Source organism: Parafrankia sp. BMG5.11, from assembly GCF_004337455.1.
Genome location: NZ_SJXI01000165.1, coordinates 1 through 1,432, shown reverse-complemented (window position 1 = coordinate 1,432; position 1,432 = coordinate 1). Strand labels below are relative to the sequence as shown.

The following is a 1,432-nucleotide window of genomic DNA, read 5'->3' as shown; positions in this document are numbered from 1 at the left end:
GAGCCTGTCACGATTTTCGTGTAAGCCAGAGATGAACAGCCTACTTTGTGGAGAGTATCAGAAAGGTAGACGGCCAGGGAAGAGGTTGACCAGCGAGTTGAGTGCGACTTTCCATCCGTGGGTTCCCGTTCCGGACTCGCCGCCTCGCTGACTCGATATGTTCCGGAGTCCGAGATACAGTAGCTTCATGGCCGCGTCCCGGTCCGGGAAATGGCCCCGGTTCTTCGTTATCTTGCGGAGCTGGAAGTTTATCGACTCGATGGCGTTCGTCGTGTACACGATCTTCCGGAGCTCGGGCGGATAATCAAGGAAAGGAATAAACTCGGCCCAGGCGTGCCGCCACACATCCACCGCTCCGGGGTATTGCTTCCCGAACTGGTTGTCGAACGCGGCGAGGCCGAGCTCGGCGGCTTCCAGCGTCGGCGCGGTGTAGATCTCCTTCATCGCCTTGACGACGGCTTTCCGGTCGGTGAAGGAGACGAACCGCAGCGCGTTGCGGATCACGTGGACGACGCACGTCTGCACGACCGCGTCGGGGAAGACCGCGGTGACGGCGTCCGGCAGGCCAGTGAGCCCGTCACAGCACACGATCAGCAGATCGCGCACCCCACGGTTGCGCAGGTCAGCCAGGATCTTCTGCCAGAACCGTGCGCCCTCGGTGTCCTGGATCCAGCAGCCCAGCGCATGCTTACGGCCGTCGACGTCGACCCCGACGGCCAGGTAGGCGACCTTGGTCGTGACGTACACCGTTGTCCTTGATCCGTAGCCGGATCCCATCCACGTACAAGATCGGGTAGACCTCGTCGAGGGGCCGGGACTGCCAGGCCTTGATCTCGTCGACGACGACCTCGGTGACGTTCGAGATCAACTCCCGGGACGCCGCGACCCCGTACACCTCCGCCAGGTGCGCCTCGATGTCGCGGGTCGTCATGCCCCGCGAGTACAACGACAGAATCGTGTCGTCAAGGTTCCCGATCCGCCGGGCCCGCTTCGGCACGATCACCGGTTCGAACGACCCGTTCCGGTCTCGGGGGACCTCAATGTCGACCGGCCCGTTACGCGTCGACACCGTCTTCGTGGACTTCCCGTTCCGGGAGTTCCCCGTCCCATGCCCGGCCGGGTCGCCGACCTCGTAGCCCAGATGGCTGGTCATCTCGACCTGCAGCGCGCGCTCCAGGACAGCCTTCGTCATCTGGTTCAACAACCCGTCGACCCCATCGATCGGGGTACCGGCGGCCTTCGCGTCCTTCAACAACACGTCGATCGCCTCGGGAGAGAAAGCATCCGCGATTCTCCGGGCCGCCTCTTCGTCGCGCTCTTCGTCGCGAGTCCGAAGCGTCGGGTTTTGCGTCATTCGGTGTCCCTTTCCGACCTACCCCGATCAGTCAGGCAGGTCGATCCTGGTCCACCTCCGGCTTACACAGTCGTCATG

The 1,432-nt window shown here is 63.2% G+C and carries 1 pseudogene; it reads right to left on the bottom strand.

From position 1 onward, the window contains the following. Positions 1–57 precede the first annotated feature (57 nt). A pseudogene (locus E0504_RS48625) lies at positions 58–1,354 on the bottom strand (IS256 family transposase). Positions 1,355–1,432 lie beyond the last annotated feature (78 nt).